This is a genomic window from Streptomyces sp. Tu6071, assembly GCF_000213055.1.
Lineage (GTDB): Bacteria > Actinomycetota > Actinomycetes > Streptomycetales > Streptomycetaceae > Streptomyces > Streptomyces evansiae.
This window is the reverse complement of record NZ_CM001165.1, coordinates 6,805,272-6,827,021: the sequence shown is the minus strand read 5'-3', so window position 1 is coordinate 6,827,021 and position 21,750 is coordinate 6,805,272. Positions and strand designations below refer to the sequence as shown.

Here is a 21,750-nt window from a genome sequence, read left to right as displayed (position 1 = left end):
CGCTCACGCCCTGAACACGTGTCGGCGGATCGCTGCCGCGTTGGAGAAGATGCGGATGCCGAGGACGACGACGACTCCCGTGGAGAGCTGGGCGCCGACGCCGAGTTTGTCGCCGAGGAAGACGATGAGCGCGGCGACGACGACGTTGGAGAGGAAGGAGACGACGAAGACCTTGTCGTCGAATATGCCGTCGAGCATCGCGCGCAGGCCGCCGAAGACGGCGTCGAGCGCCGCGACGACGGCGATGGGCAGATAAGGCTCGACGACGGCGGGCACCTCGGGGCGGACGAAGAGGCCCACCACCACCCCCACGACGAGGCCCAGTACGGCGATCACGATGTGCCCTTCTCTGCTGGATTCGCTGTGTACGACTGCGTCTTCGGCTGTGCCCCGGGCTGCTTACCGGCCGGCGCGTCCGGCCGGGCGGACCGCACCCGTACCGCCGGAGCCGCGGGAACTCGCAGGGAGTCCTCGGCGGAGAGCTTCACCCGGATGTCGTAGTCCTTGTGGAGGCGGTTCAGGTACTGACCGTCCACGCTCCGCCCGAACCGGTCCTTCAGCCGCGGTCCGTCCCCGAGGGCGAGGACCGTGTACGGCGGCGCGAGCGGCTTGTTGTCGACGAGCACGGCCTCCCCGGCCGCGCGGATCGCCGAGAGCGCCGTGAGGCGCTGCCCGTTGACCGCGACGGCCTCGGCGCCGGACTCCCACAGGCCGTTGACGACGCGTTGCAGATCGCGGTCCCGTACGCGCCCGATGTCGGAGAAGTCGGTGGTCTGCCGGGGGCCGTCGCCGGTGCTGCTCTGCGCGGAGGCCGCGTCGTCCACGACGAGCCGCACCCCGGGGCCCTGTGCCGCGCTCGCCCCGGAGAGCAGGCCGAGCAGCCGCACCCGGTCCGTGCCGTTGTCCTTGAGCGCCGCGTCCTGGCGGCGACCGACCTCGTCGCGCAGGGACTCGACGTGTTTCTCCAGGCGGTCGGCCGCGTCGCTCTCGTCGTTGATGCGGTCGATGAGTTCCTCGCGCTCCTTGGCGAGCACCGGGGCGCTCTCCCGCGCCTGCGAGGCGCCGACCGTGACGACGAGGGCGGCGAGAACGAGACCGAGACCGAGGAGCAGCCGCCCGCGCAGGGTGCGCGGGAGTCCCGCAGCTCCTCCTGCCGCGCGTTTGCGGGCGGCGGCCTCGGCGTACCCGTCGTCGAGGCTGTGGTCCATGACGTTCGTCAGCAGCGACATGGAGGCGTCCGGGCGCCGGGAGGGGGCGCCGCCTCGGGTGGGGGGCTGCTGCGACATGCCGCACATCGTCGCATGTCGGGGGCCGTTCCTCCGAATGGCCCCACCGGCGATGCGCCCGGGTGTCCTCTTTCACCCGCAAGAGTGAGTCCCGGCCCGCCCCACCGGGCTGTTCACGAGGTGTCAGTGCGTGCCGGAACGACGGCGGAGGCCGCACGACGCCCGGGACGCCTCGCGTCCGGGTGGTGCGGCCTCCGCCGGGTGCGGCTCCGTCAGTTGCCCGCGCTGTCCACGACGCTCGCCCACTCGTCGAGCAGCGCCTGCGCCGACTCGTCGTCGGGGCCCTCGGCCCACAGGTGGGTGACCGCCTCGGCGGGGTCGGGGAGGACCATGACCCAGCGTCCGTCGGACTCGACGACGCGTACCCCGTCGGTCACGTCGACGGACCGCCCCGCCGCGGCCTCGACGACGGTCCGCATGACGAGCCCCTTGACCGCCCAGGGAGTGGCGAGGTCGCGCTTGATGACGTGGGCCCGGGGGATGCGCGCGTCGATCTGGCTCAGGGTGAGCTGGGTGCGGGCGACGAGCCCGATGAGCCGTACGAAGGCGGCGGTGCCGTCGAAGACGCTGCTGAACTCGGGGATGATGAAGCCGCCCCGGCCGTCCCCGCCGAAGATCGTGCCGTCCTCGCGGCCCACCCGGGTGAGGTCGTCGGGCGAGGTCATCGTCCACTCGACCTGGGTGCCGTGGTAGGCGGCGACCTGCTCGGCGATCCGGGTCGTCGTCACCGGCAGCGCGACGCGCCCGCTGCGCCGCTCGGCGGCGACGAGGTCGAGCATCACGAGCAGCGCGCGGTCGTCCTCGACGATGCGCCCCTTCTCGTCGACGAGCGAGAGCCGCTCCCCCACCGGGTCGAAGCGCACCCCGAAGGCGGCTCCGGCGGAGGCCACGATCTCACCGAGCCGGACCAGGCCCGCGCGCCGCGTGTCGGCGGTCTCGGTGGGCCTGGACTCGTCGAGCCCGGGGTTGATGGTGAGCGAGTCGACGCCGAGCTTGCCGAGCAGGCTCGGCAGTACGAGCCCGGCGCTCCCGTTGGACGCGTCCACGACGACCTTGAGCCCGGATTCGCTGATGCCGCTGGTGTCGATGTTGCGGAGCAGCGAGCCGGTGTAGGAGTCGAAGACGCTGGAGGGAAAGTGCAGGTCGCCGATCTCGCCGGGGAAGGCCCGGCGGTACTCCTGGCGGGCGTAGACGCGGTCGAGCTTGCGCTGGCTGGCCTGGGAGAGGTCGGCCCCGTTCCCGTCGAAGAACATGATGTCGACGGAGTCGGGCACGCCCGGGGTGGTACGGATCATGAGGCCGCCCGCGCTGCCGCGCGCGGTCTGCTGCCTTGCCACGGGCAGGGGCACGTTCTCCAGGTCGCGTACGTCGATGGCGCTCGCCTGGAGCGCGGAGATCACGGCGCGCTTGAGGGCGCGGGCGCCGCGGGAGTGGTCGCGCGCCGTAGTGACCGTGGAGCCCTTCTTGAGCGTGGTGGCGTAGGCACCGGCGAGGCGGACGGCGAGTTCGGGGGTGATCTCGACGTTGAGAATCCCGGAGACGCCGCGGGCACCGAAGAGGTGCGCCTGGCCGCGTGACTCCCAGATGACGGAGTTGTTGACGAAGGCGCCGGCCTCGATGGTCTTGAACGGGTAGACCCGCACATTGCCCTGGATGATCGATTCCTCGCCGACGAGGCACTCGTCGCCGATGACGGCGCCGTCCTCGATGCGGGCCGCGCGCATGATGTCGGTGTTCTTGCCGATGACGCAGCCGCGCAGGTTGCTGTGCTCGCCGATGTAGACGTTGTCGTGGAGGACGGCCTTGTGGAGGAAGGCGCCGCTCTTGACGACGACGTTGGAGCCCACGACGGTGTGCTCGCGCAGCTCGGCGCCGGCCTCGACCTTGGCGTAGTCGCCGATGTAGAGGGGTCCGCGCAGCACGGCGTCCGGGTGGACGTCGGCTCCTTCGGCCACCCAGACGCCGGGGGAGATCTCGAAGCCGTCGAGTTCGACGTCGACCTTGCCGTCGAGCACGTCCGCCTGGGCCTTGACGTAGCTCTCGTGGGTGCCGACGTCCTCCCAGTAGCCCTCGGCGATGTAGCCGTAGACGGGCTTGCCTTCCTTCATGAGCTGCGGGAAGACGTCACCGGACCAGTCGACGGAGGTGTCGGCCTCGACGTAGTCGAAGACCTCGGGCTCCATGACGTAGATCCCGGTGTTCACCGTGTCCGAGAAGACCTGTCCCCAGGTCGGCTTCTCCAGGAAGCGCTCGACCTTTCCCTCGTCGTCGACGATGGTGATGCCGAATTCGAGCGGATTGGGGACCCGGGTGAGGCAGACCGTGACGAGGGCGCCTTTTTCCTTGTGGAAATTGATGAGGTCGGTCAGGTCGAAGTCGGTGAGCGCGTCGCCGGAGATGACAAGGAAAGCGTCGTCCTTGAGTGCCTCCTCGGCGTTCTTCACACTCCCCGCCGTGCCGAGCGGCTTCTCCTCGTTGGCGTAACTCAGCTCCATACCGAGTTCTTCGCCGTCGCCGAAGTAGTTCTTGACCAGCGAGGCCAGGAATTGCACGGTGACGACGGTCTCGGTGAGACCGTGCCGCTTGAGCAGCCGCAGCACGTGCTCCATGATCGGCCGGTTGGCGACCGGGAGCAGTGGTTTGGGCATGCTGGAGGTCATGGGGCGAAGCCGGGTGCCCTCACCACCGGCCATCACAACGGCCTTCATATCGGGAGTGTCCTCCTCGAAGAGACGGATCGAATACCGAACAGGCCGCCTCTTCAGGAGAACGGCTTCAGTCGGCCGTGGCCGCCGCCTTGATGACCCGGCGGACCTGCACCACGTACAAGATTCCTGCCCACCAATACAGAGTTGTACCCCATCCTGCGAACGCCCATCCGAAAATCGCCGCCAGCGAGGCGAGCCATCCGCTTCCGTCACTGAGCAGCAGCAGCGGGAAGGCGTACATCAGGTTGAACGTAGCCGCCTTCCCGAGAAAGTTCACCTGGGGCGGCGGGAATCCGTGCCTGCGCAGGATCAGCACCATGACAGCGAGAAGCAGCTCACGGGCGAGGAGGACGCAGGTGACCCAGAGCGGAAGAATCTCGCGCCAGGTGAGGCCGACCAGGGTGGACAGGATGTAGAGCCGGTCGGCCGCAGGGTCGAGTACCCGGCCGAGGCTGCTGATCTGGTTCCACCGCCGGGCGAGTTTCCCGTCGAGGTAGTCACTGATTCCGCTCAGTGCGAGTACGAGGAGTGCCCAGCCGTCGCTCTTCGGCCCCCCGAACTCCGGGCGGAGAATCAGCCACAGAAACAGCGGAACGCCGACAAGCCTCGCCGCGCTGAGGATGTTGGGAATGGTGAGTACCCGATCCGTCTGGACCGCGGTCTCCTGGACCTCCACCCGGGGGCCTCCTGAGGGGAACCGTCAACAGTGCAGCCCGACTTTACCGGGTGGCCCGGGTGGCACCGCGCGAGGGGTCCCGCTCCCGGCGGGGCGGCACCGGCCGGCCTGCCCGTGAACGCGGAAAAGCCCCGCACCAAGTGAATGGTGCGGGGCTTCCCGACAATAATTGTTCGGCGGCGTCCTACTCTCCCACAAGGTCCCCCTTGCAGTACCATCGGCGCTACGCAGCTTAGCTTCCGGGTTCGGAATGTAACCGGGCGTTTCCCACGCGCTATGACCACCGAAACACTATAAAACCGTCAACCACCCCGCCACACCGCACAAAAGGCGGGGGCAGTGTGTGGTTGTTCGTGGTTTCAGAACCAACACAGTGGACGCGAGCAACTGAGGACAAGCCCTCGGCCTATTAGTACCGGTCAACTCCACCCCTTACAGGGCTTCCATATCCGGCCTATCAACCCAGTCGTCTACTGGGAGCCTTACCCTCTCAAGGAGGTGGGAATACTCATCTCGAAGCAGGCTTCCCGCTTAGATGCTTTCAGCGGTTATCCCTCCCGAACGTAGCCAACCAGCCATGCCCTTGGCAGAACAACTGGCACACCAGAGGTTCGTCCGTCCCGGTCCTCTCGTACTAGGGACAGCCCTTCTCAATATTCCTACGCGCACAGCGGATAGGGACCGAACTGTCTCACGACGTTCTAAACCCAGCTCGCGTACCGCTTTAATGGGCGAACAGCCCAACCCTTGGGACCGACTCCAGCCCCAGGATGCGACGAGCCGACATCGAGGTGCCAAACCATCCCGTCGATATGGACTCTTGGGGAAGATCAGCCTGTTATCCCCGGGGTACCTTTTATCCGTTGAGCGACGGCGCTTCCACAAGCCACCGCCGGATCACTAGTCCCGACTTTCGTCCCTGCTCGACCCGTCGGTCTCACAGTCAAGCTCCCTTGTGCACTTACACTCACCACCTGATTACCAACCAGGCTGAGGGAACCTTTGGGCGCCTCCGTTACTCTTTAGGAGGCAACCGCCCCAGTTAAACTACCCATCAGACACTGTCCCCGATCCGGATCACGGACCCGGGTTAGACATCCAGCACGACCAGAGTGGTATTTCAACAACGACTCCACAACCACTGGCGTGGCCGCTTCACAGTCTCCCACCTATCCTACACAAGCCGAACCGAACACCAATATCAAACTGTAGTAAAGGTCCCGGGGTCTTTCCGTCCTGCTGCGCGAAACGAGCATCTTTACTCGTAATGCAATTTCACCGGGCCTATGGTTGAGACAGTCGAGAAGTCGTTACGCCATTCGTGCAGGTCGGAACTTACCCGACAAGGAATTTCGCTACCTTAGGATGGTTATAGTTACCACCGCCGTTTACTGGCGCTTAAGTTCTCAGCTTCGCCAACCCGAAAGTCAGCTAACCGGTCCCCTTAACGTTCCAGCACCGGGCAGGCGTCAGTCCGTATACATCGCCTTACGGCTTCGCACGGACCTGTGTTTTTAGTAAACAGTCGCTTCTCGCTGGTCTCTGCGGCCACCCCCAGCTCACACTGCAAAAGTGATCACCAAGCGTGGCCCCCCTTCTCCCGAAGTTACGGGGGCATTTTGCCGAGTTCCTTAACCATAGTTCACCCGAACGCCTCGGTATTCTCTACCAGACCACCTGAGTCGGTTTAGGGTACGGGCCGCCATGAAACTCGCTAGAGGCTTTTCTCGACAGCATAGGATCATCCACTTCACCACAATCGGCTCGGCATCAGGTCTCAGACTATGTGCCAGGCGGATTTACCTACCCAACGTCCTACACCCTTACCCCGGGACAACCACCGCCCGGGATGGACTACCTTCCTGCGTCACCCCATCACTCACCTACTACCAGCCTGGGTCACCGGCTCCACCACTCCCCTCAACTCCGAAGAGATCAGGGCGGCTTCACGGGCTTAGCATCACTGGATTCAATGTTTGACGCTTCACAGCGGGTACCGGAATATCAACCGGTTATCCATCGACTACGCCTGTCGGCCTCGCCTTAGGTCCCGACTTACCCTGGGCAGATCAGCTTGACCCAGGAACCCTTAGTCAATCGGCGCACACGTTTCTCACGTGTGAATCGCTACTCATGCCTGCATTCTCACTCGTGAACCGTCCACCACTCGCTTACGCGGCAGCTTCACCCGGCACACGACGCTCCCCTACCCATCACAGCCTCCGTTGGGGACGTTCACGCTGCAATGACACGACTTCGGCGGTACGCTTGAGCCCCGCTACATTGTCGGCGCGGAATCACTAGACCAGTGAGCTATTACGCACTCTTTCAAGGGTGGCTGCTTCTAAGCCAACCTCCTGGTTGTCTCTGCGACTCCACATCCTTTCCCACTTAGCGTACGCTTAGGGGCCTTAGTCGATGCTCTGGGCTGTTTCCCTCTCGACCATGGAGCTTATCCCCCACAGTCTCACTGCCGTGCTCTCACTTACCGGCATTCGGAGTTTGGCTAAGGTCAGTAACCCGGTAAGGCCCATCGCCTATCCAGTGCTCTACCTCCGGCAAGAAACACACGACGCTGCACCTAAATGCATTTCGGGGAGAACCAGCTATCACGGAGTTTGATTGGCCTTTCACCCCTAACCACAGGTCATCCCCCAGGTTTTCAACCCTGGTGGGTTCGGTCCTCCACGACCTCTTACAGCCGCTTCAACCTGCCCATGGCTAGATCACTCCGCTTCGGGTCTTGAGCGTGCTACTACAGCGCCCTGTTCGGACTCGCTTTCGCTACGGCTTCCCCACACGGGTTAACCTCGCAACACACCGCAAACTCGCAGGCTCATTCTTCAAAAGGCACGCAGTCACGAGACACCAGCAAGCTGATGTCCGACGCTCCCACGGCTTGTAGGCACACGGTTTCAGGTACTATTTCACTCCGCTCCCGCGGTACTTTTCACCATTCCCTCACGGTACTATCCGCTATCGGTCACCAGGGAATATTTAGGCTTAGCGGGTGGTCCCGCCAGATTCACACAGGATTTCTCGGGCCCCGTGCTACTTGGGAATAACGCAAGTGAGCCACCACAATTTCAGCTACGGGGGTCTTACCCTCTACGCCGGACCTTTCGCATGTCCTTCGCCTATCATGATGGTTTCTGACTCACCCAGCCGCCGGCAGACGACTGAAGCGCAATCCCACAACCCCGTACATGCAACCCCTGCCGGGTATCACACACATACGGTTTGGCCTCATCCGGTTTCGCTCGCCACTACTCCCGGAATCACGGTTGTTTTCTCTTCCTGCGGGTACTGAGATGTTTCACTTCCCCGCGTTCCCTCCACACTGCCTATACATTCAGCAGCGGGTGACAGCCCATGACGACTGCCGGGTTTCCCCATTCGGACACCCCCGGATCAAAGCTCGGTTGACAGCTCCCCGGGGCCTATCGCGGCCTCCCACGTCCTTCATCGGTTCCTGGTACCAAGGCATCCACCGTGCGCCCTTAAAAACTTGGCCACAGATGCTCGCGTCCACTGTGCAGTTCTCAAACAACGACCAACCACCCATCACACACCACTCACGCGATGCTTCACTGGGGTCGGCAAGAAGGCTAGCCATACGGCCGTACCCTCAGACACCCAACAACGTGCCCGGCACCCTCCATCCCCCTGAACCCACGTTCCACGCCGAAGCAGTACTAGTGACCCAAGAATCAGAGAGTGCCGAATAGTCAACGTTCCACCCATGAGCTAACCACCGTCGAACATTCGCCGACGTTATGGCTCTGGACCCCACCGGCCGAAACCGAGAGAGTCAGATGCTCCTTAGAAAGGAGGTGATCCAGCCGCACCTTCCGGTACGGCTACCTTGTTACGACTTCGTCCCAATCGCTGGTCCCACCTTCGACAGCTCCCTCCCACAAGGGGTTGGGCCACCGGCTTCGGGTGTTACCGACTTTCGTGACGTGACGGGCGGTGTGTACAAGGCCCGGGAACGTATTCACCGCAGCAATGCTGATCTGCGATTACTAGCAACTCCGACTTCATGGGGTCGAGTTGCAGACCCCAATCCGAACTGAGACCGGCTTTTTGAGATTCGCTCCACCTCGCGGTATCGCAGCTCATTGTACCGGCCATTGTAGCACGTGTGCAGCCCAAGACATAAGGGGCATGATGACTTGACGTCGTCCCCACCTTCCTCCGAGTTGACCCCGGCGGTCTCCCGTGAGTCCCCAACACCCCGAAGGGCTTGCTGGCAACACGGGACAAGGGTTGCGCTCGTTGCGGGACTTAACCCAACATCTCACGACACGAGCTGACGACAGCCATGCACCACCTGTACACCGACCACAAGGGGGCGACCATCTCTGGCCGTTTCCGGTGTATGTCAAGCCTTGGTAAGGTTCTTCGCGTTGCGTCGAATTAAGCCACATGCTCCGCTGCTTGTGCGGGCCCCCGTCAATTCCTTTGAGTTTTAGCCTTGCGGCCGTACTCCCCAGGCGGGGCACTTAATGCGTTAGCTGCGGCACGGACAACGTGGAATGTTGCCCACACCTAGTGCCCACCGTTTACGGCGTGGACTACCAGGGTATCTAATCCTGTTCGCTCCCCACGCTTTCGCTCCTCAGCGTCAGTATCGGCCCAGAGATCCGCCTTCGCCACCGGTGTTCCTCCTGATATCTGCGCATTTCACCGCTACACCAGGAATTCCGATCTCCCCTACCGAACTCTAGCCTGCCCGTATCGACTGCAGACCCGGGGTTAAGCCCCGGGCTTTCACAACCGACGTGACAAGCCGCCTACGAGCTCTTTACGCCCAATAATTCCGGACAACGCTTGCGCCCTACGTATTACCGCGGCTGCTGGCACGTAGTTAGCCGGCGCTTCTTCTGCAGGTACCGTCACTCTCGCTTCTTCCCTGCTGAAAGAGGTTTACAACCCGAAGGCCGTCATCCCTCACGCGGCGTCGCTGCATCAGGCTTTCGCCCATTGTGCAATATTCCCCACTGCTGCCTCCCGTAGGAGTCTGGGCCGTGTCTCAGTCCCAGTGTGGCCGGTCGCCCTCTCAGGCCGGCTACCCGTCGTCGCCTTGGTGAGCCATTACCTCACCAACTAGCTGATAGGCCGCGGGCTCATCCTGCACCGCCGGAGCTTTCCACCACCAAGGATGCCCAAGGCAGTGAGTATCCGGTATTAGACCCCGTTTCCAGGGCTTGTCCCAGAGTGCAGGGCAGATTGCCCACGTGTTACTCACCCGTTCGCCACTAATCCCCGCCCGAAAGCGGTTCATCGTTCGACTTGCATGTGTTAAGCACGCCGCCAGCGTTCGTCCTGAGCCAGGATCAAACTCTCCGTGAATGTTTTCCCGTCATCGGGAGACACCACGAGAGCGGAACCGGGAGAGGAATAATCTCCCAGGTTCACAGCGTCCTCGCTGTGTTTATTTCAAAGGAACCTCAACCTCAGGCCATGAAGACCATCGGTCGGGGTATCAACATATCTGGCGTTGACTTTTGGCACGCTGTTGAGTTCTCAAGGAACGGACGCTTCCCTCGTACTCACCCTCTCGGGCTTTCCTCCGGGCGTTTTCCCTTCGGTATTCGGTATTTCGTGTTTCCGACTCTACCAGATCCTCGCGGACCCGATTTCCTCGGTGCCTTCCGGTTCCCGGCCCGACCTTTCGGCCTTTCCGTTTCCCTTTCGGCGTTTCCGACTCTATCAGTTCCTTTTCGCTGTTCTGACCGGGGCCTCGGACATGAGGGTTCCCCGCCGGAATGAAAGGGATTCGACTTCATCGGATTACCTGGAACTGCCGCCTCGTGAGGCGTGCCCGGTCCCAGGCAGGATGACGACTGTACAGCTCTGCTCCCTACGGGTGCAAATCGATTCCGCGGTGCCCTCGCGAGGACGCCTCGGCCCGGCCCGCTCAAAACGGCACAGACGGTGACTTAGTCTGACGATCTCCGTGCCGTTCCCGCCCAGTGGGGCGGCCCAGGACCTCGCCGCCCAGGGAGGCAAGTCATGACCGTCGTGACCTCACCGCTTGCTGGTACCGCCATCGGACTCGCGAACGTCCCCGACCCGGTCTTCTCCGGTGCCATGGTCGGCCCGGGAACGGCCGTCGACCCCGAACGGAAGCCGATCGAGGCCGTCGCCCCCGTCGACGGCGTGCTCGTCTCCCTCCACCCGCACGCCTATGTCGTGGTCGACGAGCAGGGCCACGGCGTCCTGACCCACCTCGGCATCGACACCGTGCAGCTCAACGGGGAAGGCTTCGAGTTGCTCGTCAGCAAGGGGGACACCGTGCGGCGGGGGCAGGCGCTCGTGCGCTGGGATCCCTCGGCCATCGAAGCGAAGGGCAAGTCACCGGTCTGTCCCGTCATCGCCCTGGAGGCGACGATGGACGCGCTCTCCGATGTGCGGGAGAGCGACGCCGTACAGCCCGGCGACACACTCTTCGGCTGGGAGTGAGGGCCGCGGGGCGGTACGGGCAGGGGACGGGCACGGAACCCGAGCGAGCGGAGACGGTGGGCATGGAGACGAGGCTGCGGGGCGTCGGGGTGAGCCACGGGGTGGCGATCGGCGCGGTACGGCACATGGGCACGGCGGTACTCGAACCGCCGGCCAAGCAGATCCCCGAGCAGGAGGCCGAGCGCGAGCAGGCCCGTGCGCGGCAGGCCATGGACGCCGTCGCCGCCGACCTGACCGCGCGCGGTCACCTCGCCGGGGGCGAGGCGCAGGACGTCCTGGAGGCCCAGTCGCTCATGGCGCAGGATCCCGAACTCCTCGCCGACGTCGAGCGCAGGATCGCCGTCGGCTCCACGGCGGAACGCGCCGTCTACGACGCCTTCGCCTCCTACCGCGCACTGCTCGCGGGAGCCGGCGAATACCTCGCCGGGCGCGTCGCCGACCTCGACGACGTGCGCAATCGCATCGTGGCGCGACTCCTCGGTGTGCCGATGCCAGGGGTTCCCGACAGCGACGAGCCCTATGTACTCGTCGCCCGGGACCTCGCGCCCGCCGACACGGCGCTGCTCGACCCGGCACTCGTGCTCGGCTTCATCACCGAGGAGGGCGGCCCGACGAGCCACAGCGCCATCCTCGCCCGCGCCCTCGGCGTACCGGCCGTCGTGGCGCTCCCGGGCGCGACGGAACTCGCCGAGGGGACGACGGTGGCCGTGGACGGGAGCGCCGGGGAGGTGTTCGTCTCCCCCGGGCCGCGCAAGCGCGAGGAGTTGGAGGCCCTGGCCGCCGAGCGGAAGGCGGCCCTGGCCGCGAGCACGGGTCCCGGCGTCACCTCGGACGGCCACCGGGTGCCGCTGCTCGCCAATATCGGGGGGCCCTCCGACGTGGCCGCCGCCGTCGAGGCAGGTGCGGAGGGGGTGGGGTTGTTCCGTACCGAGTTCCTCTATCTCGACGACAGCGAGCGGGCGCCCTCCGTGGAGCAGCAGACGGCGGTGTACCGCTCCGTGCTGGAGGCGTTCCCGGACCGGCGGGTCGTGGTCCGCGTCCTGGACGCGGGCGCGGACAAGCCGCTGGCGTTCCTCCACCCCTCGGACGAGCCCAATCCCGCGCTGGGTGTGCGGGGGCTGCGGGCGCTCCTCGACCGTCCCGAGGTGCTGCGGGACCAACTGACCGCGCTGGCGAGTGCGGCCGAAGGACTCCCCGTGCACCTGGAGGTCATGGCTCCGATGGTGGCCGACCGGGCGGACGCGCGGGCCTTCGCCGAGGCGTGCCGGGCGGCGGGGCTGCACGCGAAGTCCGGGGCCATGGTGGAGATTCCCGCCGCCGCGCTGCGGACCGGGGCGATCCTGCGGGAGGTGGAGTTCGTCTCGCTCGGCACCAACGATCTCGCCCAGTACACCTTCGCGGCGGACCGGCAGGTGGGCGCCGTGGCCCGCTGGCAGGACCCGTGGCAGCCCGCGCTGCTCGATTTGATCGCCGCCTCCGCCCGTGCGGCGGCCGAGGCGGGGAAGACGTGCGGGGTGTGCGGCGAGGCCGCGGCCGATCCGCTCCTCGCGTGTGTGCTGACGGGGCTTGGCGTCACCTCCTTGTCGATGAGTCCCACGGCGCTCCCCTACGTCCGTTCCACCCTGGCGAAGTACACGCGCGCCCAGTGCGAGCGGGCGGCGGGCGCGGCGCGGGCCGAGGACGGGGCCGAGGAGGCGCGGCGGGCGGCGGGGGCCGTGCTCTCCGGCGAGTAGGCGGTCGCCGGAGAACCGCGGCCTCATGCGTGTGCGTGGTTCATTCCTGTGCGTCCTCCCCGTCGCGGCCGTGGTCGTGAGAGGGAGTGCGCGGGGGCGTCAGGACGGGCGCCGCGCGGTAGTCGACGCCCGGCTCCGGCGGGATGGGCTCGCCGGTCTCGGTGTCCGTGCAGTAGGCGTCGAAGACCTCGGCGGCGGTGAGGGGGCGCAGGGTGTGCTCGCGCAGCCGCCAGCCGCGCACGGCGTCACTGGCGTCGGGTCCGCTCGTGCGGGCGACGAGCCCGCAGGGCAGCCCCGCCGCGAGTGCGGCGGCGAGAACGGTGGTGAGGTCCAGGGCCGCGGACTCCTCCGGGTGCGGCCACGTGCCCGGGACCGTGTCGATGTCGAACTCGGCGAGAAGGGGGCCCGCTTGCGTGCTCGTACTGCACACCAGGTGGTGGCGGCCCGCGCCGAGGGCGTGGCAGGCCGCCGTGAGCAGTTCCGAGGCGCGGTCGAAGGCGGCTCTCGCGAGGATCTCGCCGCACTCCTCGCAGCGTCCCGCCGCGTCGAGGAGTTCGCCCGCGTAGGCGAACGTGGCCCGGCGCAGAGCGAGGTGGGCGAGGTCGGGCAGGAGGTCGGCGAGGGGACGGCCCTCGTACGGCAGGGTCGCGCCGGTCTCGACGAGGTGCTCGGTGAAGCGCTGTCGGCTCTCCGGGACACCGGGGTCGAGTCCTGAGCCGGCGCAATAGGCCGCGTACTCCTCGGGGTCGAGGAGACCGACGCGGGTGCGGCGGCCCCCTGTCCTGCGGGATCTGAGGACCGTGTCGACGGAGTCGAGGTACTGCGTGTGGTCGTGGAAGCGGGGGGCTCCGTAGCGGGTCATGCCGTGGTAGTCCTCCTCCTCCGCGAGGAGGGCGAGGGCGCCGACGAGTTCGCGGTCGACGCGGTCGAGCCGCCGGCCGTGGCGGTCGGGGCGGGGGCGGTGCGTTGGCGGGCCATGGGGGCCTCCTGGTGCGTCGTCGAGGCGCTCCCTCACGGAGTGCCTTCACTTGATCGCACACCGTAGGCGGCGGCACTGACAACGCCCCTCGGCGACCGTCGCGGGCCCGCCGCCCCGGGGCTGTTCCGGGGCGGCGGCGAGCGATTCAGGAGTGTGCGCGCCCCAAACGTTCATAGCCGCGCAGGAGTTCCACATCGTCAACCGAGCCGGGGTTGACTGCCTTCTCCAGAGGGGTTCCCTGCAGCAGTCGCTTGACGGGGACCTCCAGGCGCTTGCCGGTGAGGGTGTGCGGGATCGCCGGTACCGCGATGACCTCGTCCGGTACGTGGCGCGGGGACAGCTCGGTGCGCAGTGCGGTGGCGAGACGGGTGCGGAGGGCGTCGTCGAGCACGGCGCCCTCGGCGAGCTGGACGAAGAGGGGCATCCAGTAGCCGCCGTCGGGCTGTTCGACGCCGACGACGAGCGATTCGCGGATCTCCGGGAGCCGTTCGACGACCTCGTAGATGTCGGCGGAGCCCATGCGGACGCCGCCGCGGTTGAGGGTCGAGTCCGAGCGGCCGTGGATGATCACGGAGCCGTGTCCGGTCAGGGTGATCCAGTCGCCGTGCCGCCAGACGCCGGGGTAGGTGTCGAAGTAGCTGTCGTGGTAGCGAGTCCCGTCCGGGTCGTTCCAGAAGCGGATGGGCATGGAGGGCATGGGCCGGGTGACGACGAGTTCCCCGACCTCGTCCACGAGCGGCCTGCCCCCGGGGTCCCATGCCTGGAGGTCGACGCCGAGGGCGGGGGCCTGGAGTTCCCCGATGTGCACGGGGAGGGTGGGGACGGCTCCGGCGAAGCAGCTGCACACGTCGGTGCCGCCGCTGACGGAGGCGATCCACACGTCCTCCCCCGCCTCGTCGTGGAGCCAGCGGAAGCCGTCCGGGGGCAGCGGGGAGCCGGTGGTGGCGACGCAGCGGACGCGGCTGAGGTCGAAGTCGCGGGCGGGGTGCAGGCCCGCCTTGCGCGAGGCCATGACGTAGGCGGCCGAGGTGCCGAAGAGGGTCGCGCCCGTGGTCTCGGCGACGCGCCACTGGGCGGCCGTGTCCGGGAAGGCCGGGCTGCCGTCGTACAGGACGAGGGTCGATCCGGTCAGGAGGCCCGAGACGAGGAAGTTCCACATCATCCAGCCGGTGGACGTGTACCAGAAGAAGCGGTCGCCGGTGCTCAGGTCGCAGTGGAGTCCGAGCTGTTTGAGGTGTTCGACGAGGATGCCGCCCTGGGACTGGACGATCGCCTTCGGCAGTCCGGTGGTGCCGGAGGAGTAGAGGACCCACAGGGGGTGGTCGAAGGGGACCTGTTCGAAGACGGGCTCCTCGTCGCCGGCGACGACGTCGGCCCAGGTCTCGGCGCCCTCGGGGGCGGGGGTGCCGAGAAGCGGGACGTGGACGAAGGTGCGGACGGTGGGAAGTTCGGCGCGCAGTTCGGCGACCACGTCCGTACGGTCGTGCTCCTTGCCCCCGTAGCGGTAGCCGTCGACGGCGATGAGGACGACGGGTTCGACCTGGCGGAAGCGGTCGAGGACGCTGCGGGCGCCGAAGTCGGGGGCGCAGGAGGTCCAGACGGCGCCGACGGCGGCGGTGGCGAGGACGGAGACGATGGCCTGCGGGACGTTGGGCAGGTAGCCGCTGACGCGGTCGCCCGGCCGCACTCCCCGCGCGCGCAGGGCCGCGGCGAGGGAGCCGACCTGGCGGCGCAGTTCGGCCCACGTCATCGGCTCGGGGCCGTGGGTCTCGTCGACGTGCAGGAGGGCGGCCTCGCCCGCGAGGAAGGGCTCCTCGGCGGTGCGCAGGGCGTGTTCGGCGTAGTTGAGGCGGGAGCCGGTGAACCAGCGGGCGCCGGGCATCGAGCGGTCGGCGAGCACGTCCTCGTACGGTGTCGAGAAACGGACGTCGAACCACTCGGCGACGGACTGCCAGAAGGTGTCGAGGTGCTCGACCGACCAGCGGTGCAGGGCCGGGTAGCCCCCCTCGGCGGGGGCGCCGTGGTGCTCGGCCGCCCAGGTCTGGAACCGGGTGACGGCGGCGCTCGCCGCGCGGTCCTGTCCTGGTTCCCACAGGGGCTGGGGCGGCTGGGCTGCGGTGCTCACGGGGCGGCTCCAAGGGGCGGTACGCGGCGGCTGTGCCGCGTCGGGGTCGGTGAGGGGCCCGGTGCCGGCCTCGGCGGACCGCGCCGGGCCGGCGGACCGGGCGCTGCGAAGGACGATGCCACGGACGCGGTCCCGGCACCAGGGTGGGAGAGGGACGAGGTGCTGGTGGGAAGGGGTGCCGCGGGACATGGACAACAGGGGGCCGGTGTGCTCCGGCACGTGGGACGGCTGGTCGTGCGGAGGGTTTTCCGCCAGGTGGGAGGACGGGGCCCCCGGGGAGGTCGTACGGGTTTTCGGGGCGCTCGGCGAGGGTTGGGTGGCGTGGGGAGGACACCTGAGTGAACGGACGTCGAACGAGGTCACCGGTCGGCCGGGTGGATGACACCCTTGCTTCATGATCGCTCGTGACCTGGTGCGTTGGCTGACGGCTGCGCGGGGAGACGACGCCGGTGGCGGCCGGTCCGGCGCGCTGTCGCCGGGAGTCGCTCGACGGCCGGTACGGGGCGGGCGCGCGGCGTGTCGCGGGGGTGGGGTGGCGCCGGTGCGGGCGCGGGTGCCAGGGGTGCTGACGGCGCTGGAGCCCGCGCCGGGGGGCGGTCTCGTGCGGTTCGCGCGCTCGGAACTGTACGTCCGGGTGACGGTGCGCGGGGCGCTCTTCCTGGGCTGGGACGGTGCCGCGCCGCTGCCCTCGTACGCGTTGACGGGTGCGGAGGCGGTGGCGCCGGACGAGCGGGTCGTGCTGGAGCCGGACACCGAGGGCGGGGTGCGGCTGGTCTCGGAGCGGCTCGGCCTGACGGTGGCGCGGGACGGCACCGTGGAGGTGCGGACCCCGGGCGGCGTGATGTTGCGCAGGCAGGCGCCGCCGCGGTGGTGGGAGGCGGCGGGGTCGGTGCGGGGCGGCGGGCGCTGGGTGTCGCGCGCGGAGGTGGCCGCCGACGCCGTGTTCCTGGGCGCGGGGCGGGACGGGGCGGTCCTGGCGGAGGGCGCGTACACGGTGGGCGGGGTGCGGCCCGGTCTGCGGATGCCGGTGCAGGTGGTGCAGGCGGACGCGGGGTGCCATCTCGTCTTCCACGACGCGGAGGAGGAGGGGGAATGGCTGCTGCGGCCCGGCCGGGAGGGCGCGGGTTCGGGGCATGACCGGGTGGGGGTCGCGGAACTGCGGATGAGTGGGGGCCCGGTGCGGTCCTGGGTCGTGGTCGGCTCGCCGCAGCGGCTCGCCTACGGCTGGGCCTCGCTGACAGGGGCTCCGGTGCCGCCGCCGGGGGACGCTCTGGGCGGCGCGGGGCGGGAGCTCGTGGTGGTACGCGGCGGGGGCGCGCCCGGGGCGGTGGAGGGGTGCCTGACCACGGGGCGGAGGCGCGGGTTCGGCGGGGGTGCGGGGCCCGGGGGGCGGTTCGGTGGGAGCGGGGAGGTGACGCGGGGGTTCGGCGCGGGCGCGGGGCTGACTCGGGGCTTCCGCTCGGGCGCGGGGCTGACGCGGCGGTTCGGCGGGGACGGGGGGCTGACGCGGCGGTTCGGCGGGAGCGCGGGCCGGGATGCGGGGCCCGGGGTGCCGGAGTGGACGGACTCGGAGGTGCGGGCGCGGGAGGGTGAGCGGTACGTCGCGCTCGCTGGTCAGGGACGGCACGGCTTCGTTCACTCGTTCGAAGGAATGGGGGGCGTTCTGGAACTGTGCAGGGCTCGGGCTGTGTTCCACTCATTGCGCGGGGCCTTCCCCGGCGAGCGGCCCTTGCAGCTGGCGGTGGGCGTGTGGGCCGGGCAGCAGCGGTACGGCGGGGTGTGCCTGCCGGGCCCCGAGGCGGGCGACTGGGCGGAGTTGCCGCGCGCGGTGGAGCGGGTGCTGGGGCTGGGACTGTGCGGGGTGCCGTTCTGCGGGCCGGGCGTGCCGGGGACGGGTGACGGCGGGCGAGGCGCGCGGGGTGGGGAAGTGCGGACACCCGGAGTGCGGACACCGGGAGTTCGAACGCGCGGGGTGCGGGCGTCAGAGGTGAGGAGGTCGAAGGGAAGCCTTTCGGACGAAGGCGTGGAATGGGCGGTGCGGTGGGAGCAGTTGGTGCGGTGGTTGCCGTGGAGTGATGGGGCGGAGGGAGGGAGTGCGGGAGGGGCCGCTTCGGGCGAGCGCGAACGGTGGGGTCCCTATTGGACGACGCTGGCGCGGCACGCGGGTTTGTGGGGCGGCCCGTGGGTGCGCCCGGTGTGGTGGTTCACGCCGGAGGACCGGGCGCTGCGCGGGGTGGGCGACGCGTTCCTGGTGGGCGAGGCGCTGTTGGTGGCGCCGGTGTGCGAGCCGGGAGTACGGAGCAGGCGGGTGCGGCTGCCGAAGGGGCAGTGGTACGACACGGCGACGGAGGTGGTGTACGAGGGGGAACGCACGGTCGAGGTCGCGGCACCGCTCGACCGGGTCCCGGTCCTGGTCCGTGCGGGAGCGGTGGTCCCGGTGCGGGAGGCGGGCGACACGGTACTCGACGTGTGGGCGCCGCTGCCGGAGAGCGGGCCGGGAGCGGGGTTGTACATCCCCGACGAGGAGGGGGGCTGGTCGCCTCCCCTCGTCGAGCGGTACACGAGCAGGCTGGGGGCGGACGGGGAGGTGGTCGTGGAGCGGAGCGGAGGTCCGGGCGCGGGACCGGGCGGGGCGTCGGCCGCGGGACGGCCCGTGCGGGTGAGGGGCTTGGGGGCCGCGGAGGCGGTGGGGCCCGCGTGAGCGCGGGGGTTACTGGTAGCGGCCCTCGAACCAGGCGCGGACGGCGAGGGTGTGGAGGGGGAAACCGAGACGGGCCGGCTCGCGCAGGATGTGGCGGCCGTCGGTCTCGTCGGTGGGGACGGAACTGGGGAGTTCGGCGGCGGGACGGGTCGGCAGGACGCCGAAGAGGAGGAGGTGGCCGTCGGGCGAGCTGAGGGCATCGGCGAGGCGGACGTCCCGTGATTCCGCGTCGATGCCGGTCTCCTCGCGGAGTTCGCGTACGACGGCGTGGCGCCAGTCCTCGGCGTGGTCGACGAAGCCGCCGGGGAGGGCGACCGTGCCCTTCGCGGGTTCGATGGCACGCGTGATGACGACGAGTCCGGTACCGGCGCGGTCGTACACGGGCTGGAGGGCGACCGCGACCGGCAGCGGGTTGCCGTAGGCGGTGGCTCCGCAGACGGCGCAGGTGCGCGGCCAGGAGCGGGCCTCGGCGTAAGGGGCCCCGCAGCTCGCGCAGTGCGAGTAGGGCTGCGGACCGGCGGGGGCCGGGGCATCGGCGGAGCCGTCGGGGTGGGAGTGGGTCCGGGACACGCGCGGACTTTATCCGATCCCTGGGGTGAGGGTGACAGGAGGGTGTGGGCGGGTCCGGGGAGTTGAGGGGGTGTCAGTGGTGGGAGGTCAGGGAGCGGCGGCTGACGGGGAAGTCGAAGTAGGTGTCGGGGTACTGCTCGGGCTGGTGGGTGAAGTGCCACCACTCCTCGGGGAGGTTGGTGAAGCCCTCGTGTTCCAGGGTGGTGGTGAGGAGGTCGCGGTGGGCGCGCTGGACGCCGGTGATCCGGGGATCGTCGGTGTGGGCGAGGGTGTCGAAGCAGTCGAAGCCGGTGCCGGTGTCGACGGCGGCGTCGGGGAAGCGCTCGGCCTTGGGGCCGTAGCAGGAGGTGAGGGTCTCGCCGGGGACGTAGGGGCGGGTGGGGTGCGCGGGGAGGCGGACGAAGCTGAGGTCGAGGGTGGAGCCGCGGCTGTGGCCGGACTTCTCCGCGATGTAACCGTCGGCGAAGAGACGGGTCTTGTCGACGCGGGGGTAGAACTCCGCCTTCATGCGCTGGTCCGAGAGGTCCTCTGCCCAGCGGACGAAGTGGTCGACGGCGCGTTGGGGGCGGAAGCAGTCGTACACCTTCAGCGAGTAGCCACGGCGCAGGAGGTGGCGCTGGGCGCGGTGGAGGGCCTCGGCCGTGGAGCGGGTGAGGAGGCAGAGCGGCTGGGTGTAGCCGGTGACGGGGACGCCGGTGAAGTTGTGGGGGGTGGCGTAGCGGATGTCCTCGATGATCGTCGGATCGATGTCGCGGAGTTCCACGAAGGAGGTGGGGGCCTTTGGGTCGCGGTGGGGGGTGCGGGGGGTCGGGGACGCCTGGGCGGTGACGGTCGCGAAGGTGAGGGAGAGGAGGACGGCGAGGAGGAGGGAACGGAGCGCTGTGGGGGTGCGTCGTCTCATGGGGTACGGGTTTAGCAGTGGGGGGCGGGGATTCCCAGGGGGCGCCCGCGGATCGCATACGAGCGGGGGCGTTCCGTACGGCCCGGGGAGCCGTTACCGTGCCCGGTATGAGCGACGAGGCGCGGGAGTTCGGGAGCTACGAGGAGTTCTGGCCGTACTACGTGGCCATGCACTCCAGGGCGGCGACGCGCTGGGTGCACCTGGCGGGCACGCTGACGGGGCTCGCGGTGAGCGCGTACGGGCTGGCGCGGGGGCGGCCCAGGTATCTCGCCGCGCTGCCCGTGATCGGCTACGGGACCGCGTGGCCGGCGCACTTCCTCATCGAGCGGAACAACCCGGCGACCTTCGGGCACCCGGCGTGGTCGCTGAGGGGGGACGCGGCGATGATCCGGATGATGCTCGCCGGCCGGGACGCCGAGCTGGGCGAGATCGCCCGGAAGTGGCTCGCGGAGCACCGTACGACCGGCTCCTGAGCCGCCGCCGGAGCGGCGCTCCGGCTCGGTCCGCGCGGTGCCGGTTCAGTGGGCGGTGTGGCTCTCGCGCTGGGCCACGGCGTGGCGGCGGGCGTGTTCGACGACCTCGATGAGGACCGCTTTGACGGAGTCGCGGGCCCGGGCGTCGCAGGGCACGAGGGGAACGTGCGGGTCGAGATCGAGGGCGGCGCGGATCTCGGTGAGCGGGTGGTCCTCCGCTCCGTCGAAGCGGTTGACGGCGACGACGAAGGGGATGCCGCGCCGCTCGAAGTAGTCGACGGCCGCGAAGGAGTCCGCGAGGCGGCGGGTGTCGACGAGGACGACTGCGCCGAGCGCGCCCTGGGCGAGTTCGTCCCACAGGAACCAGAAGCGGTCCTGGCCCGGGGTGCCGAAGAGGTAGAGGACGAGTTCCTCGCGCAGGGTGATGCGGCCGAAGTCCACCGCGACCGTCGTGGTGCGCTTCTGCTCGACCCCGCGCATGTCGTCCACCGGGCGGGACGCCTCGGTGAGGATCTCCTCGGTGCGCAGCGGCCTGATCTCGCTGACCGCGCCGACGAGGGTCGTCTTGCCGACCCCGAACCCCCCGGCGACGAGGAGTTTGAGGGTGAGCGGCCGGTCGGTCCGGCCACTGAGGGCGTTCATTCGGTCTCTTCTCCTGCGGCCCCGCCGGGCGGCGGGCGTGGGGGGGTGGACGGGGGGTGCGCGAGGCGGCGGCGGGCGCCGCTTTCTCACAGGGCGCGCAATCCTTCGATGACGTCCCGCAGCACGCTCTCGTCGGGGAGTTCGGCGGGGGGCACGGGGCGGGTGACCGTGACGAGCTCGGCTTCGGCGAGGTCGCTGACGAGGACCCGGACGACGCCGATCGCGAGGTCGAGTCCCGCGGCGATCTCGGCGACGGACTGCGGGGCGCCGCCGCACAGGGCGAGGATCTCGACGTGCTCGGGGGTCAGCAGGGCGTCCTGCTCGGGAGGGAGGGGCCAGGGAGGGGCGGCGGGGGCGGTTGTCGCGGCGGACTCCCCCGGGTCCGCGCCGCCGGTCCCCACGTCCGGGCCGGTGCGGACCCCCACGTCCGGGCCGGTGCGGACCCCCACGTCCGAGCTGGTGCGGACCCCCTCGTCCGGGCCGGTGCG

At 68.7% G+C, this 21,750-nt stretch carries 14 protein-coding genes and 3 rRNA genes; 4 read left to right on the top strand and 13 right to left on the bottom strand.

The genetic code is table 11. The features are described from left to right. Positions 1-3 precede the first annotated feature (3 nt). From STTU_RS28985 to STTU_RS28955, 7 genes are all read right to left on the bottom strand, one after another. Entirely contained in the window at positions 4-336 is a 333-nt protein-coding gene (locus STTU_RS28985) for a small basic family protein (RefSeq protein ID WP_008749169.1), read from the bottom strand. Next, positions 333-1,286 (bottom strand): DUF881 domain-containing protein, encoded by a 954-nt coding sequence (locus STTU_RS28980; protein ID WP_043256640.1) that lies wholly within the window; start codon positions 1,284-1,286, stop codon positions 333-335. Before STTU_RS28980 ends, STTU_RS28985 begins: the two co-directional genes overlap by 4 nt. Before the next feature lie 212 nt (positions 1,287-1,498). Continuing rightward, entirely contained in the window at positions 1,499-3,994 is a 2,496-nt protein-coding gene (locus STTU_RS28975) for a mannose-1-phosphate guanyltransferase (protein ID WP_009063252.1), read from the bottom strand. Positions 3,995-4,061: 67 nt separating this feature from the next. Then, positions 4,062-4,670 carry a CDP-alcohol phosphatidyltransferase family protein gene (locus tag STTU_RS28970; protein ID WP_007829510.1) on the bottom strand — a complete coding sequence of 203 codons (609 nt, stop codon included), beginning with the start codon at positions 4,668-4,670 and terminating at the stop codon, positions 4,062-4,064. A 171-nt stretch (positions 4,671-4,841) separates the two neighbouring features. Continuing rightward, positions 4,842-4,958: ribosomal RNA gene (gene rrf, locus STTU_RS28965) — 5S ribosomal RNA — on the bottom strand. 101 nt (positions 4,959-5,059) lie between these two features. Continuing rightward, positions 5,060-8,184: ribosomal RNA gene (locus STTU_RS28960) — 23S ribosomal RNA — on the bottom strand. Positions 8,185-8,496: 312 nt separating this feature from the next. Further along, positions 8,497-10,025, bottom strand: a 16S ribosomal RNA gene (locus STTU_RS28955). Together the 16S, 23S and 5S rRNA genes form the textbook arrangement of a ribosomal RNA operon. A gap of 663 nt (positions 10,026-10,688) precedes the next feature. Here STTU_RS28955 and STTU_RS28950 point away from each other — a divergent pair. Both STTU_RS28950 and ptsP read left to right on the top strand, forming a co-directional pair. Next, positions 10,689-11,138, top strand: coding sequence for a PTS sugar transporter subunit IIA (locus STTU_RS28950; RefSeq protein WP_007829508.1), 450 nt, complete (start codon positions 10,689-10,691; stop codon positions 11,136-11,138). A 62-nt stretch (positions 11,139-11,200) separates the two neighbouring features. Continuing rightward, positions 11,201-12,871 (top strand): phosphoenolpyruvate--protein phosphotransferase, encoded by a 1,671-nt coding sequence (gene ptsP / locus STTU_RS28945; protein ID WP_043256638.1) that lies wholly within the window; start codon positions 11,201-11,203, stop codon positions 12,869-12,871. Positions 12,872-12,911: 40 nt separating this feature from the next. On the opposite strand, the gene STTU_RS28940 is transcribed toward ptsP, so the two are convergent. Next, positions 12,912-13,886, bottom strand: a complete 975-nt coding sequence (locus STTU_RS28940) for a hypothetical protein (protein ID WP_052862433.1) — start codon at positions 13,884-13,886, stop codon at positions 12,912-12,914. Positions 13,887-13,995: 109 nt separating this feature from the next. Then, positions 13,996-15,975: an acetoacetate--CoA ligase gene (locus STTU_RS28935; RefSeq protein WP_007829499.1), complete on the bottom strand. Its 1,980-nt coding sequence runs from the start codon at positions 15,973-15,975 to the stop codon at positions 13,996-13,998. Between the two features lie 562 nt (positions 15,976-16,537). On the opposite strand from STTU_RS28935, the gene STTU_RS28930 reads away from it, so the two are divergent. After that, entirely contained in the window at positions 16,538-18,676 is a 2,139-nt protein-coding gene (locus STTU_RS28930) for a TIM-barrel domain-containing protein (RefSeq protein WP_234019333.1), read from the top strand. Positions 18,677-18,685: 9 nt separating this feature from the next. Here the strand turns inward: STTU_RS28930 and STTU_RS28925 are convergent, their stop codons facing one another. Together STTU_RS28925 and STTU_RS28920 are read right to left on the bottom strand one after the other, a co-directional pair. Further along, positions 18,686-19,246 carry an NUDIX domain-containing protein gene (locus STTU_RS28925; protein WP_043256634.1) on the bottom strand — a complete coding sequence of 187 codons (561 nt, stop codon included), beginning with the start codon at positions 19,244-19,246 and terminating at the stop codon, positions 18,686-18,688. A gap of 73 nt (positions 19,247-19,319) precedes the next feature. Next, entirely contained in the window at positions 19,320-20,147 is an 828-nt protein-coding gene (locus STTU_RS28920) for a M15 family metallopeptidase (protein WP_007829477.1), read from the bottom strand. A 107-nt stretch (positions 20,148-20,254) separates the two neighbouring features. Between STTU_RS28920 and STTU_RS28915 the strand changes: the two genes are divergently transcribed. Then, entirely contained in the window at positions 20,255-20,620 is a 366-nt protein-coding gene (locus STTU_RS28915; protein WP_007829475.1) for a DUF962 domain-containing protein, read from the top strand. 45 nt (positions 20,621-20,665) lie between these two features. Here the strand turns inward: STTU_RS28915 and STTU_RS28910 are convergent, their stop codons facing one another. Together STTU_RS28910 and STTU_RS35725 are read right to left on the bottom strand one after the other, a co-directional pair. Next, entirely contained in the window at positions 20,666-21,262 is a 597-nt protein-coding gene (locus tag STTU_RS28910; RefSeq protein ID WP_007829473.1) for a GTP-binding protein, read from the bottom strand. An 86-nt stretch (positions 21,263-21,348) separates the two neighbouring features. After that, positions 21,349-21,663 carry a DUF742 domain-containing protein gene (locus tag STTU_RS35725; RefSeq protein ID WP_406709503.1) on the bottom strand — a complete coding sequence of 105 codons (315 nt, stop codon included), beginning with the start codon at positions 21,661-21,663 and terminating at the stop codon, positions 21,349-21,351. Positions 21,664-21,750: the final 87 nt, after the last annotated feature.

What these genes read in the sequence shown, in the direction of transcription:
- STTU_RS28980 (WP_043256640.1), bottom strand. Translation starts at nt 1,286, where the DNA reads ATGTCGCAGCAGCCCCCCACCCGAGGCGGCGCCCCCTCCCGGCGCCCG.
- STTU_RS28975 (WP_009063252.1), bottom strand. Translation starts at nt 3,994, where the DNA reads ATGAAGGCCGTTGTGATGGCCGGTGGTGAGGGCACCCGGCTTCGCCCC.
- STTU_RS28950 (WP_007829508.1), top strand. Translation starts at nt 10,689, where the DNA reads ATGACCGTCGTGACCTCACCGCTTGCTGGTACCGCCATCGGACTCGCG.
- ptsP (WP_043256638.1), top strand. Translation starts at nt 11,201, where the DNA reads ATGGAGACGAGGCTGCGGGGCGTCGGGGTGAGCCACGGGGTGGCGATC.
- STTU_RS28920 (WP_007829477.1), bottom strand. Translation starts at nt 20,147, where the DNA reads ATGAGACGACGCACCCCCACAGCGCTCCGTTCCCTCCTCCTCGCCGTC.
- STTU_RS28915 (WP_007829475.1), top strand. Translation starts at nt 20,255, where the DNA reads ATGAGCGACGAGGCGCGGGAGTTCGGGAGCTACGAGGAGTTCTGGCCG.
- STTU_RS28910 (WP_007829473.1), bottom strand. Translation starts at nt 21,262, where the DNA reads ATGAACGCCCTCAGTGGCCGGACCGACCGGCCGCTCACCCTCAAACTC.